The organism is Campylobacter sp. RM12640 (assembly GCF_020137595.1).
GTDB lineage: Bacteria > Campylobacterota > Campylobacteria > Campylobacterales > Campylobacteraceae > Campylobacter_E.
The window spans coordinates 78,023-92,582 of record NZ_JACGAU010000002.1 but is presented as its reverse complement, the minus strand read 5'-3'; the positions used below and the strand labels follow the sequence as shown (position 1 = coordinate 92,582).

Genomic DNA, 14,560 nt, shown 5'->3' with positions numbered 1-14,560 from the left:
AGATGAAAAAGGCTTTTACGATAATAGAATTAATTGTTGTTATTGTTATTTTAGGAATAATTGCAGGGCTTGGAATAGAGATTATTAAATTTTCTTACGATAACGAACAAAGAGTTAGAGCATTAAATGAACTTGAGCTTAAATCTCAAGCTACTATGGACTTTTTAACAACACACCTAAACAATGCCATTAAAAATAGCTTTAGACTTAAAAAAGCTGAAAATTCTGAATGTGTAAATTCTGTAACTGATTGTAAGTTTGTTTTTAATATTGAAGATGATTCTTTAAAGAATGATTTTAAGATTTTTGAATGGGCTAGGATTGCTATTATTGATAAAAAGCATAATAAATGGGACGGACTTAATGAAACTAAAAGTGTTGTTCATGCAGCTGTAAATGATAAAGCAAGTTGCTATGATGGAACAAATTATTTTAATTGTTTTTCTCATAAGCAAAAAGGTATTAATACTAAAATTATTAATTCGTATTCTTTAGGAGATAAGTTAGGTGTATATTTTTTAGGGGATAATATAGCAACTTCAACTTCTTTTATGGAAAAAGATTTGTATGATTTAGAAATAGCTGAAAGAAATGTTGGTAGTGGTAAGAAAGAAGATTATGCAAAAATTGAACTAAAACTAAGTGATAAGATTTTTACAATTAGTAATGTATATGTATTAGTTGATAAGATTGAAGGTATTAAGTTTGAAGATGGTGAATTAAAATATTATAGTTATGATTTTAAAGATAAAAAACCAAATTTCGCAACAAATACCATTGATAAAGTAACACTTGTAAATAATGTTAGTGATTTTATTATTAGCAATAATAATGGCGTTACTAAAATTAAATTATGCTTAGAAGTAAATGATTTGCCAGGTAGTTTTATTACTAAAAAGACAAGCCTTAAAGTTTGCAAAAGTGGGGTAATAATATGAAAAAATCAGGTTTTAGTATGATAACTGCTATTATATTTATTATTTTAGTAAGCGTTGTTGGAGTTTTAACCCTACAATCATCAAAAAGCACCGTATCATTTGCAGCTAGAGCTTATCTTAAAGAGCAAGTTGAACTTATAATGGACGGGGCTAGAGCAAAGGCATTAAGTAGATGGTTTGAATCAGGCGATCCTATAGTTAATTCAGGTATTATGTCAAACGCAAAAATAACCGAGAATTACTATTACCCTAGTAATAGTGATAGAAAATATTTAATCACAATAGAATATACAAAAGTTGATAGTTCTAAGGCGTTAAAATTTGATAAAAACACCGTTTTAGCAAGAATTAGTGTTGAGACAGGAGAAGCTTTATCAAAAGTAGCAAAAATTAGATTAGTAAGAGATTACACAATAGGAAATTAAAGGAAATATTATGCAAAAGCAAGTTTTATTAAGCTATGGTGGTGGCGGAGATGAGATGAATGAGTTTTTAAATAATTTTATTTTAAAACATATTCATGCTGATAATTCTCAAGGACTTAGCGAAGATGCTGCTGTGTGTGATGGTTTTTCTAAAATCGCTTTTTCAACTGATTCTTTTGTGCTTGATCCAATTTTTATTAATGGTGCAAATATAGGTAAAATCGCAGCTTGTGGTTCTATAAATGATGTTTTGATGATGGGAGCAAAGCCTAAATATCTTACTTTAGGTCTTATTTTAGAAGAAGGTTTTTTACTTGATGATTTAGCAAAAATATTAAATGATTTATCAAATACTGCAAAAGAATTTGAAGTAGGAATTAAGTGCGGGGATTTGAAGGTAGTTCCTAAGGGTAAGGCTGATAAGATATATATAAATACAACTTGTATAGGCGATGCAAATGGATTTATTAATAATAATAAAATTAGCACAAAAAATATAAAAGAAGGCGACGCTATTATAGTAAGTGGTGATTTAGGAAGGCATGGAGCTTGTGTAATGGCTGCTAGATTTGGTTTTAACTACGATATTATGAGTGATGCAAAATGTTTATATAGTGAAGTAAGAGATATTTTAAAATACGATATAAAATGTCTAAGAGACGCTACTCGTGGTGGTTTATCTAGCGTGTTAAATGAATTAGCAAAATCAAGTGGCTTGGAATTTATAATCAATGAAAGTGATATTGGTATAAGTGATGGGGTTTTAGGGCTTTGTGAATTATTAGGATTTGATGCTTTAGAATTAGCTAATGAAGGAACATTTGTTTGTATTTGTTCTAAAGAAGATGCACAAAATGTATTAAAAGAATTAAAAAAATACAATGATTTTGCAAATATAATAGGTGTAGTGCATAAGTCAAAAAGCCCATCAGTAAAGCTTAATAATAGCTATGGTGGAAGTAGGATTTTACAAATGCCAAAAGGCGAATTATTGCCAAGGATTTGCTAATGCATGAAATGGCAATTGTTAATAATCTTTTAGATGAGTGTGAAAGAATTAGAATCAATAATAAAGCTACAAAAATTACTAGAGTAAGAGTTAGTATAGGTAGGCTTAGTGGGGTTGAAGAGCATTATTTTAAAGAAGCTTTCAATGCTTTTACTAGCGATAATAATTCAAGCTATTTCAATGCTAAATTAGAAGTAGTTTTAAAAGAACTTGAACTTTTTTGTAAAGATTGTAATTGTAGTTTTATTCAAAATAAAAATGAGTTTTGTTGTAAAAATTGCTCTAGCAATAATGTTGAGATTAAAAGTGGCGATGAATTATTATTAGAGCAAGTTGAATTAGAGTAATTTTAGTTATCAATTAGGTATTTATATACTATATCTTGGCGTTTTGAGATTTGGTTTATAAAATACTTAATTCTCTCATCGTTTGTTAGAATTTTATCATCTATTTCATCATAAAAATAATAAGGCAAGTCATTGCTTATATTTTCCATCATTTTAAATCTAGTGATTAAAATTCCAATATCTGATTGTTCTTTTAATTGGATTTTATTATATTTTGAATATAAATACTCATTTAATGATATACATAAGTTATTCATTTCCAAAACTGCTTCTAGTAGCCTAATTTGTTCAATTTTATTATGTTTGTTTCTGCTTTCGTATAAAAGGTTTTTAAGGCTTTTAATATTTAATAAAATTTTATTTTCATAATTTAAATAATCTTCTTTTTTAATAACAGCACTTAAGAAGTTTTTAAGATTATTTATTGCGTCTTTTAAAGTAGGTTTTATATCATCTTCGCTTTTGCTAGGCCAAAGATACGAAAAGGTATAAACTATAAAAAACGCTACAATAAAATCAATTAATCTATATACAAGTAATCTTTCATAATCAAGTCCTAAACTCGCAAATAAAATAGCAAGATTTAGCATAATAAAAATAGTTGCTATAAAATATGGAAAATGCTTAAAATATATACAAGCAAAATATGATAAAAATAGCACTACAAAAATTAATTTTGAATGTATTGAAAAAATAATTAAAAGTCCTAATGCAAAGCCTATGAGTGCTGCATAAATGGTTTCTTTATTATTAATTGTAGTTGAATTGATGGTTTCTTTAAACATTGTAAAAACACCCATCGCTATCCAAATTCCGTGGTCAATTTTGAAAAATAATGCTAAAAATAACGAAAACGAAGTTGCTAATGCAACTTTTATTGAGAATTTAAAATACTTATTATCAAAATGAAACTTTTCTAAAATAGTTTTAATTGTGATTTTTTTATCTTTTGGTTTTAAGGTTAATTGTTTTGCTCCACCTTGTTTAAATAATTCAAGCTTGTAATAAAGAACCTCTACTAAGGTGCATAATATTGGTAAGGTATTTAATTGTTTTAATCTATCAAGACAAAATGATTTGAGATTGACTTTTTCATCTTTAAATATCTTTTTTAATTCTTCAAGATTAAAAATAATTTCATTTTGAATATTTTTTATATGAGCGTTTTTTGAATTTTGTTTAAAAAATGTCCTTAGTGAAAATAAAGCAAGTGCTATTTCTTCACACTTTAGCAAATAAAACATAGCCATTTCTTGGTGTCTTATAAGGCTTGAGTCTTTTATATTTACTGATTTACTTTCAAAAAGTCTTTTAAATTCATTTATCCTTGTTACGAATAAATTTTGCCACATTTCATATTTGCTATTTGTCATATTTTCGCTCATATAAATCAAATCATTTAAAAGCATTATAAAACTTCTTCTAGTAAATCCACCATAAGTATAAAATGCAAAAGTTCTAAAAATAGTTGCTACGCAAGAGCCAATTAATGTCGCATAAAATACTTCTAAAGAATCAAAATTATTTAGACTAGCACTAATTAACATAGCCATAACAAGTAAGGTTGCATATATGCCAACTTTTAGTGCGTCTTGTGAAATTGCACCTGCAAAAATAACAGCGAAAATCCAAATAAAACTAGGAATTGCCATAAAAAAATCAAGTTTGATTAAATAAGGAACTACTAGAGCAAAAAAACAACCAAAAAAAGTAAAAGCTAGCAAATATAATATTTTCTTAGTTCCTACCGAATTAAGATTGTTCATATAAAATATAAAAACACAAGATAAAACACTAAAAATAGTATAGTTTTCGTGAATTGTAAAATAGCTTATGATTAAGCAAATAGCAAGTCCAACGCAAGCTTTCATAGCGTATAGTAATGAAAAATTACTAGGGTCGTATTTATGAAAATACACTTTTAATTTTTGATACGAATTAATAAAATATTGTTTATTTAGTTCCATATTGCACTTCAAAATAATTTGTAATTTTATTTTTAAATTGTAAAGCTTCTATTTTTCTTTTAAGCTCTTTATTTTCTTCGCTTAATACTTCTCTTTTATCTTTTAATTGAGCATAAACTTTACTTGATTCATAGAGTTGAAGTCTAACCCAAACTAAGCTAATTGATATAATCATTATTATAAAAAATAATAATATTAGCCTTTTGTTAAAACCTAAAATAGAATAATCTTGGTATTTATTTATTAGTAATTCTTCTTTTTCTTCTGTACTTGTTCTTATGTTTTTCATTATTTTAAATAAAATGCTCTAAGTTTTGCACAACTTGACCTAGAATTATATTTTATTTCTTCTTTGCTAGGTTCAATTGGTTTTTTAGTAATAATTTTTCCTAAGGAATGGTTATTACCACATTCACATCTAATTGCAAATTCATCACAAATGCAATTATTTGCCCATTTTTTAAAAGTGTCTTTTACTATTTTATCTTCTAAAGAATGAAAAGTAATTATACAAATTAGACAATTTTTAAATTCTTTCAGTTGCTCTAAAAATCTTTTAAGCACTCCTAATTCATCATTTACTTCAATTCTAATTGCTTGAAATATTAAAGTTTTTAGGCTTACACTACGATTATTTAACTTTGCATTTCCTATTATTCTACTAAGTTCTTTGCAAGAGTTAATAGGTCTATTTTTGATAATATTTGAAGCTATATCAGAAGCTAGTTTTTCTGGTAATTCTGCGTAATTTTTAAAAATTTCACTTAGTTGCTTGCTAGTATAGGTATTAATTAGAGTTTTTGCATCAAAATCTTTATTTTTATCCATTCTCATATCTAATTCATTAGAATCAAAAGAAAAACCCCTATCATCTTTATCTAATTGCAAACTAGATACTCCAATATCTGCTAATACACCTTTAATTTCATTTTTGTTATTAATGAAAGAAAATATATTTTCATAATTTGTTTTATAAATTTGAATATCTACATTAAATTCTTTTAATTTTTCTTTAGAATAATTGATGGCTTCTATATCTTGGTCACACGCTATTAGATTTAGTTTATTATTATTTTTTAATATAGCACTAGCGTGTCCTGCATAGCCCAAAGTCGCGTCAAGATAATAACCATTATCTAAATCTTTAAATAATTTAACTACTTCATCTTTTAAAACGGGAATATGAATTTGCAAATGCTTACCTTGTAATTTAATATTATATATATAATAAATAAAACTTTTTAACAAGGATATAATAATGTTTGCTGAAATCAAAAAATACGCAAAAATAATGTATGAAAAAGACTTTATATATGGACTTAATGGTTCTATATCTTCAAGATTTGAAGATAATGCGTTTTTAATAAACAAAAATACAATATTTAATGATGATAATTCATTCTTTATTAAATTATTATTAAATGAAAATTATAAACAATATGATGCTTGTAAATATGTAAAATTACATTCAAAAATATATAATTCTTTTTCACAAGCTAAAGTGATAGCCGTAGTTTGCACTAAAGATATAATGAAAATATGCAATGGTTCAAGTTTGAAATATCAAAATCAAAATATTTTTATAGAAAATGAATTAATTTTGCAAGATATGAATGTTTTAATAGATAAATTAAGAAAAAATAAATCTAATTTTTTAATGATAAAGAATTTTGGATTATTGATTTTTGATAGAGATTTTAATGGTTTATTTTCTAAAATTTTTGATATAGATTTGCAGGCTAAAATTTCTTTATAAATTAAATCTTTGTTAATGCTTATAAGATAGGATTTTTCTTTAAAAACACTTGAAATTAGGATAAATAATGATTACTTGGATGCAGCGTCATAAAAAATATTTAGTTGTTACAATTTGGATTAGCGTTATAGCATTTGTTGGTGCAGGAACTGTTGGTTGGGGTAGTGTAGATTTAAATAGTTCAAGAAGCAAATATGTAGCAAAAGTAGGAAATTTAGGCGTAACACATAAAGAATTTAATGATAAATATAGCGAATTATTTTATATTCAAAATCAATTATCTAATGGTGAATTAACAGAAGAACAAGCGTTAAAATTAGGACTGGATAAACAAGCATTAGTGGAATTAATAAGAGAAAAATTATTATTAAATTATGCTTATGATTTGGGATTTTATGCTAGTGAAGAAGAAGTTGTAAAAACAATAGCTAGCTATGAGTTATTTAATAAAAGTGAAGAAGATAAAACATTTGATAAAAGTAAATATTTAACATATTTAAAAAATTTAAGAATGAGTGAAGCAGATTTTGCTAATCAAATTAAAAATAAATTAGAAATTTCTAAATTATTAAAATTACTAGCAGTTCCAGCAAATAAAGAAGAATTAGAAATCGCAAATGCTAGTTTAAATATGCAAGATGAGATAAATTTAAAAATTATAGATTTGTCTAAAGAAGAAGATAAAATCAAATTAAGCGAAGATGAATTAAAGTCTTATTGGCAAGAACATAAAGATGAATATAAAACTGAACTATCATATGATTATTCTGTATATACATTAAATCCTAATTTAGACAATTTAATTGAAAGTGATATGAAAGCTTATTGGGAAAATAATAAATTTAATTATAAAGATGAAGAAGGCAAAATTAAAGAATATGAACTAGCAATAAATGATGTTAAGATAGATTTTGCTTTAAGTTTGTTAGAAAAAGAAGCTAAACTTGATTACATTAAGTTAAAAAATAATGAAATTAAATTCCAATCAACTACAAATCAAAATGCTTATTCTGAATTAGTTTTACAAAATAAAGATTTAAAAGTAGGTGAAATGAGTAAGCCTTTTATTATGGATAATAAATATTACATAGTAAGACTTGATAAAATAAATCAGCCAACTGCTTTAGAATTTGAAAAAGCTAAAATGATGGTAGAAGAAGATTTAAGAGAATTAAAATTTAAAGAATTATTGTCAAATACAGGCGAAGAAGAATTAAAAAAAGATAAAATTAATGGCAAAAATATAGGTTTTATATCTAAAGTTTCTAAAAATAATACCGATTTAACAGATACAGAATTTTTTACATTTGTGAGCGAGTTATTTTTGAAAAATACTAAAAAATCTTATGTGCTTTTAAATGATAAAGTATTAGTATATGAAATACTTTCTCAAAAATTAGTTGATAATACAAGTGAAAAGAATAATACTGATTTAAGTAATGAGTTGAAAAATATTAATTTTACTCTTATGCTTGATGATTTAATAAAAGAATTAGATAAGCGTTATGAAATTAAAAATTATTATAAAGGTAGTGAATTTTGAATATTTTAGCTATTGATCTTGGTTCTAGTTTAATAAAAGTAGCTATTGTTAGTTTTGATGGGGAAGGTATCAAAGTAGTTAGTGTTGCCAATACACAAACTTACGGAATTAAATCTGGAAAAATTACAAGCATTAATGACGCAAGTAATTCCATTAAAAAAGCAGTAAATAAGGTTAAGGAAAATTTAAGTATTAATATAGATAAAATTGCTGTTTCTGTTAGTGGAGCTTATACAAATTCTGTAACTGGATATGCTGATATAAGGCTAGATGCTAATGGCTCGGCAATTACGATTAAGGATATAGAAAAAGCAATTAATGCTGCTAGAACATCTGCAGATATTCATAGCGATCAAATTCCAATTCATATACTACCTTATAGATTTAGAGCGAATAATACTGATAATATTGAAGATCCACTTGGTATGATGGCTTCAAGCTTTAGGTTGGAAGCTAATATTATTACTATGAATAAAAATGATTATGAAAATATAAAGCAAATATTATCAAATGCTGATATAAAAAACTATGTTTTAGTATCTTCTATATATGCTAATTCAATTTATTGTTTAAATAACGATGAAAGAGAAAATGGTGTTGCTATCATTGATTGTGGTTCGCAAGTATGTGATATTGCAATATATGCTTATAATTCAATTATATGGATGTATTATTTTCCTTTTGGTTCTTGGCATATTACAAGCGATATTGCTAAATATCTTACCGCTAGCAATGAGGTTGCAGATAAAATTAAATTACAATTTTCTTTATTTAAAGATGAAGAAAATAGCACTCATGTAGAATATTACAAAACCGGTTCTCAAACTCTTGATAGAGTATCTGTTGAATCAGTTTCAAAGTGTGTAAATATGAGACTTACAGAAATGCTTGAATGTATATATGCTAGCATAGATGATAGTCCTTATGAGAAATTTTTCTCAAGAGTAGTTTTAACTGGAGGTTGTTTCAAAATAGACAATATGGCTGAAAGAGCAACTCCTAAATTTAACAATAAAGCCGTAAGAACCGTTATAGAAAAAAATAGCGTATTTTATGGGGATAATGAGATTTTTACTATGCCTGAATATACATGTTTATTAGGCCTATGTATGTATTCTTGTGGTTTTCATACTAAATACGAGCTTAATTCTAGTGGTGTTTTATTAACTAGACAAAAAACCACAGAATTAGAAAAAATCATAGATTTTTCGGTAGATAAAGAAATAGAAACTAAAAACAATACTTCTTATTACACAAATATAGATGTTAAGGAACAAAAATTGCTTAAGATTGAAAAAAATGACAAAGATGAAGTATTAGAGTCATTAAAGATTAGTTCTAATGAAGAAAAATCTGAAGGCGTTTTTGCTAAATCTTGGAAGAAAGTTTGTGCTTATATAGAAAGGATATTTTAAGAAATGGATTTTGATATTTTAGGTGATAATATAGATTTTAAAGTAATGGAGAGTGAAATGGATTGCGGCGTTAAGATAAAAGTAATTGGTGTTGGTGGAGCAGGTGGAAATATGATAAATCATATTGTAGAAACTTGTGCTAGTTCTTTAAAAGTTGATATTTCTAATGTAGATATTATGATTGCAAATACTGATATTCAAGATATAAATAGGTCAAAAGCAAACATTAAAATACAATTAGGACCAAAGAAGACAAATGGTCGTGGAGCTGGTGCAAATCCTGAAATAGGTAGAATTTCAGCTGAAGAAGTTGAAGATGAAATTAAAGAACGCTTAGCAGGAACAGAATTATTATTTATCGCCGAAGGTCTAGGTGGTGGAACTGGCACTGGTGCAGGTCCAGTAATTGCTAAAATTGCAAAATCTTTAGGCATACTTGTTGTTTCTGTTGCTACATTCCCATTTAGCTATGAAAAAGCTAGAATTAAAGCTGCTGAAAAAGGATTAGAAGAGCTAAAAAAAGAAAGCGATTGCGTTATATTAATCCAAAATGATAAGTTAAAATTAGTAGTTCCAAAAACTTTAAATACTAGAGAAGCTAACAAATTTGCTAATGATGTTTTAGTAAATGCTGTAACCGGCATAATTAAAATGTTATTAATTGAAGCTGATACTAATATAGATTTTGCAGATGTTACTTCTGTTATGAGCCATCGTGGAACAGCACTTATGGGAATGGGAAGAGCTGAAGGTGAAAATGCTATTAAAGAAGCGTATGCAAATGCAATTGATTCTCCATTATTAGAAAATTATACAACTAACCTACAAGATGCTAAGGCTATGATAGTATTTTTTAGCTATGGTGAAAATATTCCTTTCTTCCAACTTGTTGAGACAATGGAAGAGATTTCAAATTCTAGTAACGAAGATTTAAATGTATTCTGCGGACATGTATTAGATACTAGCTTGCCAGCTGATGCTGTTGAAGTTACTATTATAGCTACAGGTTTTGATGAAACAAGAGCACAAAAAGCTAAAATTGAGCAAGAGAGCAAAAAGCGTGAAGAAGAGTTAAGCTATAAAATAGTTCAACCTGAAATGCAAAAAGTAAGTGGTGGAACAATAAAAGTAGATTATAAAACTAGAGATTTTAACGAACCTGCATTCGTTAGAAATGGTCAAGATTAATATAAAAAATTGGCTTAAAATGTTGCTACAATTTTATTTATGGGGGACAAAATATCCCCCAAATGTCCCCGCAATATTTTTTGCATATATTTATTTAAAAAGATTTTAAAAGTATTTTAAAGTCGATTTAATGGGCTTTTATAAAGATTTTGTAAAGTATGTTGTAAAGGTTTTTTAAAAGCATTTTATGAAATGTAAAGCAAAAACTCTTATTTTATACACTTTGTAAAGCACTTACATTTTACAAAAATCAAGCTTAAATAACGAGCACATAAAGCTTTCAACTTATTTTATATCACTTACATTCTTTACATAAGTTTATATAATAAAAAATCTAGCAATGATTAAAAACCCATTGCTAGATTTTTTTTTCTAAAAGCAAAATAAATTAAGATTAATTGTAAAAATGCTAAAAATAGTATTAATTTTATAGAATTTAAAAAGCCAATTTCGTAATTATTATTAAAAATTATAGATATTATCATCACAGCATAGCTTCCAAAACTTTGTTGAAAAGTATTTATATAATTATTTGCATTTGTTTTATCTTTAGAAATTTTTATAGAGTAAGAAATTAAAGCACTCATAGATAAGCCTTGTGCGAAAGCATAAATTAAATAACATATTGAAAGATTTAATAAGGTTTTTTCTTCAATATTTAATAATAAAATATTTGCAATTATTATGATAAAAATACCTAGCAAACTTAATTTAAAAGAGCCAAATTTATCGCTTAAATATCCGCTTATTGGAGATAAAATAGCAGCAATTAATGAGCCTAAAAGCATTACTTTACTAGCTTCAAAATTATCATAATTTTTATTCATAATTAAATAATTCGGTAGTATTAATGAGTAGCTTAAAGCAAAAAACTGCATTAAAAATACAATTAAAGTAGATGAGAAAAATTGCAAATTCTTAGCACTTGCAATAATTTTGCTTTTATTTAGCATAAAAATAATTAAAATACTAAAAAATAAAATATAAATATATTTAATACTTATAGCAACACTAATCACTAGCAATACAATTAATATATATTCTTTTAAGTCTAATTTATATTTTGTTTCAAGATTTGGAATATTTTTAATTCCTAAAACAAAGGCAAAAACCAAAAAAGGTATTAAAAATATAAAAATATCTTTAAACTGAAAATATTTCATAATAAATCCACCATAAATTGGCCCAAAACCAGGTGCAGTCGCTACTAAAAATATACAAAATCCCATCAAAAATCCGAAGTATTTTTCACTAGCTTTAAAAATTACCATATTAAACATAAGTGGTAGAGCAATACCTGCAGCAATTCCTTGTAAAAATCTAGCAAAAACTAAAATATAAAACTCACCTGCGCTTGAGCAAATTATTAGGCTTATTAAAAATAATAAATTAGTAAAAATAAAAAGTTTTTTAGTATTAATTTGATTTACTAAATATGAGCTTAGTGGCATTGTAAGTGTGATTGCTAGTAAAAACATAGAAGTAAGTAAAGAAGCTTTATTAATATCAATATTAAAAGTTTGTATTAAATAAGCAAAAGTTACATTTAAAGAAGTTTCAATTAATACGCTTAAAAATGATATTAAGCCTAAAGATATTAGGCTTAAAATTAGATTTTTATTCATTAAAATCAATTACATATCTAAAAGAATTTGAATTATTCAATAAGTCATCATAAGCTTTATTGATTTCATCAGGTTTTATGATTTTAACTTCTGGATAAATTGAGTGTTTTAATGAAAATTCAAGCATTTCTTTAGTTTCTTTAATGCCACCTATTAATGAGCCATAAATTTTCTTATGACTTACTCTAATTAAGGCATTTAGACTAATTGATACTTGCTCGTTTATTGGTGGTAAGCCAACGATTGCCATTTCTCCGCCGTATTTTAAAGCTCTTGCATATGCTAAGACATCGTATTTACTTGGAATTGTGCTAATTATTACATCAAATTTTTTATCAACCTTATTAATATCATTATAATAATTACTTGCTCCAAGTTTAATAGCTGCTTCTTTTTTAGTATCGTTTCTAGCTATTACACTAACATTTGCACCCATTGCTTTTGCGTATTTAAAAGCCATTACACCCAAGCCCCCAAATCCTGCGATTGCTACATCCATACCTTTACTAACTTTAGAGAATTTAAGTGGAGAATAAGTAGTAATTCCTGCACAAAAAAGTGGAGCAATTAGTTTTAGTGGAGCATTATTAGGAACTTTAATTGCATAGTTTTTATGAACTTTTATATAATTTGAATATCCGCCTTTAGTAATTTCTGAATTATTAAAATAATCAACACTATTATAAGTCCAAACAGCACCTTTTTGACAAAATTGCTCATTTGAGTTTAAACAAGCATCACATTCACCACAAGAATTAATCAAACAACCAATTCCCGCGTAATTTCCTATTTCAAATTCTTTTACATTTTTACCGATTTCAACTACTAAGCCAACTATTTCATGACCTGGAACTATAGGATATTTTGTAGCTTTCCATTCGTTTTTAGCAGCGTGAATATCGCTATGGCAAATCCCACAATACATAGTTTTAATCAATATCTCATCATCTCTTAAAGCACTTCTTTTAAAAGTAATTGGCTTAAAATTAGCACTTTCATCATAAGCTGCAAAGCCTTTAGTTATAATTTCACTCATATTTTTTCCTTATTTGCAAGTTAATTCTAAAGTAGCGTTTAATTTAAAATCACTATCTTTTTCTATTGGTGTATCATCGTATTTATAATCAGCACCTAATATTTGATTTTGTGCTAATTCATAATGTTTTATTGATTTTATTTCACAAATTTTATTTGTAAGATTAGAATATTTATCTTTTATACCTATAGCTTTTTTAAATATTTCATCATACAATTCTTGTTTTATTATGCTTATTTCTTCTTTACTAACTGATAGATTTAAGGCAGGAGAATTAATTGTAATATACTCATTATTAGCTAGTATGTTATCTATATCTTTTAATAAATTCTTATAGTTTTGATATTCTTCTTTTTTAAACTCGCATCTTAAAGCAGAATCAAATTTATAACCATTTGGAATATTCATTCCATCTTGATAGGCTATATTAGGTTGCAATATATAGCTTCCACCTTCACATAAATTACTTTCTTTTACTCTTTCTAATACCTTAGAGAACAATTCTTCTATTTCATTCTTTTCATTTTCATTTAGATTTTCTTTTACACTAAGTTGTTTTGTCATAGTAAATTTTGGATTTGAAATATAAGAATCATAATTTAATCTTTTTTCTACTTCTATTATTTGCTCAATAACAATTTCATCTTTATTTATTAAATACTCATAAATTTTAGTAGATATTAATCCTAATATAAAGAATATAAATAAACTAAAGCATAAGCTAAAACCTTTTAAAAAATTTTTCATTCTATCTCCTTAAAAAATAAATTCCATAAGCATAGATTATGCCAAAAATAGCACCAAAAATATGAGCCTGCCAAGCAATATTTTGAAAAATCACAGCAGAAATTATACTAGTTACTACAATAGCTATTAAAAATCCATTTTGTCTTAAAATAATTGCAGCATAACCCATCAAAGCACTAATAGCTCCACTAGCTCCAAGTAAAATGAAATTATAATATCCCATATTTATCATTAAATAATAATACCCCAAAGATGAAATAATTGCACCTACAAAATATACAATTAGTAAGTGTTTGATATTTAAAAATCTAAGAATTTGAGATAGCATAAAAAGCATTACCATATTCATAAAAATATGCTCAAAATCTCCGTGCAAAAACGAGTAGGTAAAAAATGTATAAAAATCACTTCCATAATAAAGTGCAAAGTTATTTATAAATACAGATTTACCAAATAAAAATTCAAGTAAATAAATCAACACATTTAAAAAAATAATCGCATAAAAAACCATTTTAACCCTTTAATATTTTTAAAGTTATATAATAAATTATCATTTTATTAAAA

The 14,560-nt window shown here is 25.9% G+C and carries 15 protein-coding genes; 8 read left to right on the top strand and 7 right to left on the bottom strand.

The window, feature by feature from the left end; all coding sequences use genetic code 11:
- The first annotated feature begins 2 nt into the window (after nucleotides 1-2).
- From AVBRAN12640_RS01245 to AVBRAN12640_RS01230, 4 genes are read left to right on the top strand one after another with little or no spacing between them, the layout of a single operon-like run.
- Entirely contained in the window at nucleotides 3-938 is a 936-nt protein-coding gene (locus tag AVBRAN12640_RS01245) for a prepilin-type N-terminal cleavage/methylation domain-containing protein (RefSeq protein ID WP_336606883.1), read from the top strand.
- Nucleotides 935-1,363, top strand: coding sequence for a hypothetical protein (locus AVBRAN12640_RS01240; protein WP_214150038.1), 429 nt, complete (start codon nucleotides 935-937; stop codon nucleotides 1,361-1,363). The genes AVBRAN12640_RS01245 and AVBRAN12640_RS01240 overlap by 4 nt, the downstream gene beginning before the upstream one ends.
- A gap of 10 nt (nucleotides 1,364-1,373) precedes the next feature.
- A complete protein-coding gene (gene hypE, locus AVBRAN12640_RS01235; protein ID WP_336608490.1) occupies nucleotides 1,374-2,372 on the top strand; it encodes a hydrogenase expression/formation protein HypE in 999 nt (332 codons plus the stop codon).
- Nucleotides 2,372-2,719: a hydrogenase maturation nickel metallochaperone HypA/HybF gene (locus tag AVBRAN12640_RS01230; protein ID WP_214116574.1), complete on the top strand. Its 348-nt coding sequence runs from the start codon at nucleotides 2,372-2,374 to the stop codon at nucleotides 2,717-2,719. The genes hypE and AVBRAN12640_RS01230 overlap by 1 nt, the downstream gene beginning before the upstream one ends.
- A 2-nt stretch (nucleotides 2,720-2,721) precedes the next feature.
- On the opposite strand, the gene AVBRAN12640_RS01225 is transcribed toward AVBRAN12640_RS01230, so the two are convergent.
- The 3 genes from AVBRAN12640_RS01225 to rsmH are packed head-to-tail and all read right to left on the bottom strand — an operon-like array spanning nucleotide 2,722 to nucleotide 5,880.
- Nucleotides 2,722-4,686 carry an FUSC family protein gene (locus AVBRAN12640_RS01225; RefSeq protein ID WP_214116576.1) on the bottom strand — a complete coding sequence of 655 codons (1,965 nt, stop codon included), beginning with the start codon at nucleotides 4,684-4,686 and terminating at the stop codon, nucleotides 2,722-2,724.
- Nucleotides 4,673-4,975: a hypothetical protein gene (locus tag AVBRAN12640_RS01220; protein ID WP_214116578.1), complete on the bottom strand. Its 303-nt coding sequence runs from the start codon at nucleotides 4,973-4,975 to the stop codon at nucleotides 4,673-4,675. Before AVBRAN12640_RS01220 ends, AVBRAN12640_RS01225 begins: the two co-directional genes overlap by 14 nt.
- Nucleotides 4,975-5,880 (bottom strand): 16S rRNA (cytosine(1402)-N(4))-methyltransferase RsmH, encoded by a 906-nt coding sequence (gene rsmH / locus AVBRAN12640_RS01215; RefSeq protein ID WP_214120139.1) that lies wholly within the window; start codon nucleotides 5,878-5,880, stop codon nucleotides 4,975-4,977. Before rsmH ends, AVBRAN12640_RS01220 begins: the two co-directional genes overlap by 1 nt.
- Nucleotides 5,881-5,944: 64 nt before the next feature.
- Between rsmH and AVBRAN12640_RS01210 the strand changes: the two genes are divergently transcribed.
- The 4 genes from AVBRAN12640_RS01210 to ftsZ all read left to right on the top strand — a co-directional run bounded on the left by AVBRAN12640_RS01210 (nucleotide 5,945) and on the right by ftsZ (nucleotide 10,588).
- Nucleotides 5,945-6,442 (top strand): hypothetical protein, encoded by a 498-nt coding sequence (locus tag AVBRAN12640_RS01210; RefSeq protein ID WP_214116582.1) that lies wholly within the window; start codon nucleotides 5,945-5,947, stop codon nucleotides 6,440-6,442.
- A gap of 67 nt (nucleotides 6,443-6,509) precedes the next feature.
- The gene (locus AVBRAN12640_RS01205; protein WP_336608489.1) at nucleotides 6,510-7,985 is read left to right on the top strand and encodes a peptidylprolyl isomerase; all 1,476 of its coding nucleotides are present in this window, start codon (nucleotides 6,510-6,512) and stop codon (nucleotides 7,983-7,985) included.
- A complete protein-coding gene (gene ftsA, locus AVBRAN12640_RS01200) occupies nucleotides 7,982-9,400 on the top strand; it encodes a cell division protein FtsA (RefSeq protein WP_214116587.1) in 1,419 nt (472 codons plus the stop codon). Before AVBRAN12640_RS01205 ends, ftsA begins: the two co-directional genes overlap by 4 nt.
- A 3-nt stretch (nucleotides 9,401-9,403) precedes the next feature.
- Complete coding sequence (ftsZ, locus tag AVBRAN12640_RS01195) at nucleotides 9,404-10,588, top strand: cell division protein FtsZ (protein ID WP_214116589.1); 1,185 nt, start codon at nucleotides 9,404-9,406, stop codon at nucleotides 10,586-10,588.
- A gap of 344 nt (nucleotides 10,589-10,932) precedes the next feature.
- On the opposite strand, the gene AVBRAN12640_RS01190 is transcribed toward ftsZ, so the two are convergent.
- From AVBRAN12640_RS01190 to AVBRAN12640_RS01175, 4 genes are read right to left on the bottom strand one after another with little or no spacing between them, the layout of a single operon-like run.
- Nucleotides 10,933-12,213 carry an MFS transporter gene (locus AVBRAN12640_RS01190; RefSeq protein WP_336608488.1) on the bottom strand — a complete coding sequence of 427 codons (1,281 nt, stop codon included), beginning with the start codon at nucleotides 12,211-12,213 and terminating at the stop codon, nucleotides 10,933-10,935.
- Nucleotides 12,206-13,249 (bottom strand): NAD(P)-dependent alcohol dehydrogenase, encoded by a 1,044-nt coding sequence (locus AVBRAN12640_RS01185; protein WP_336608487.1) that lies wholly within the window; start codon nucleotides 13,247-13,249, stop codon nucleotides 12,206-12,208. The genes AVBRAN12640_RS01190 and AVBRAN12640_RS01185 overlap by 8 nt, the downstream gene beginning before the upstream one ends.
- A gap of 9 nt (nucleotides 13,250-13,258) precedes the next feature.
- Entirely contained in the window at nucleotides 13,259-13,996 is a 738-nt protein-coding gene (locus AVBRAN12640_RS01180; protein WP_336608486.1) for a hypothetical protein, read from the bottom strand.
- A 1-nt stretch (nucleotide 13,997) separates the two neighbouring features.
- Nucleotides 13,998-14,507: a rhomboid family intramembrane serine protease gene (locus AVBRAN12640_RS01175; protein ID WP_214116597.1), complete on the bottom strand. Its 510-nt coding sequence runs from the start codon at nucleotides 14,505-14,507 to the stop codon at nucleotides 13,998-14,000.
- Nucleotides 14,508-14,560 lie beyond the last annotated feature (53 nt).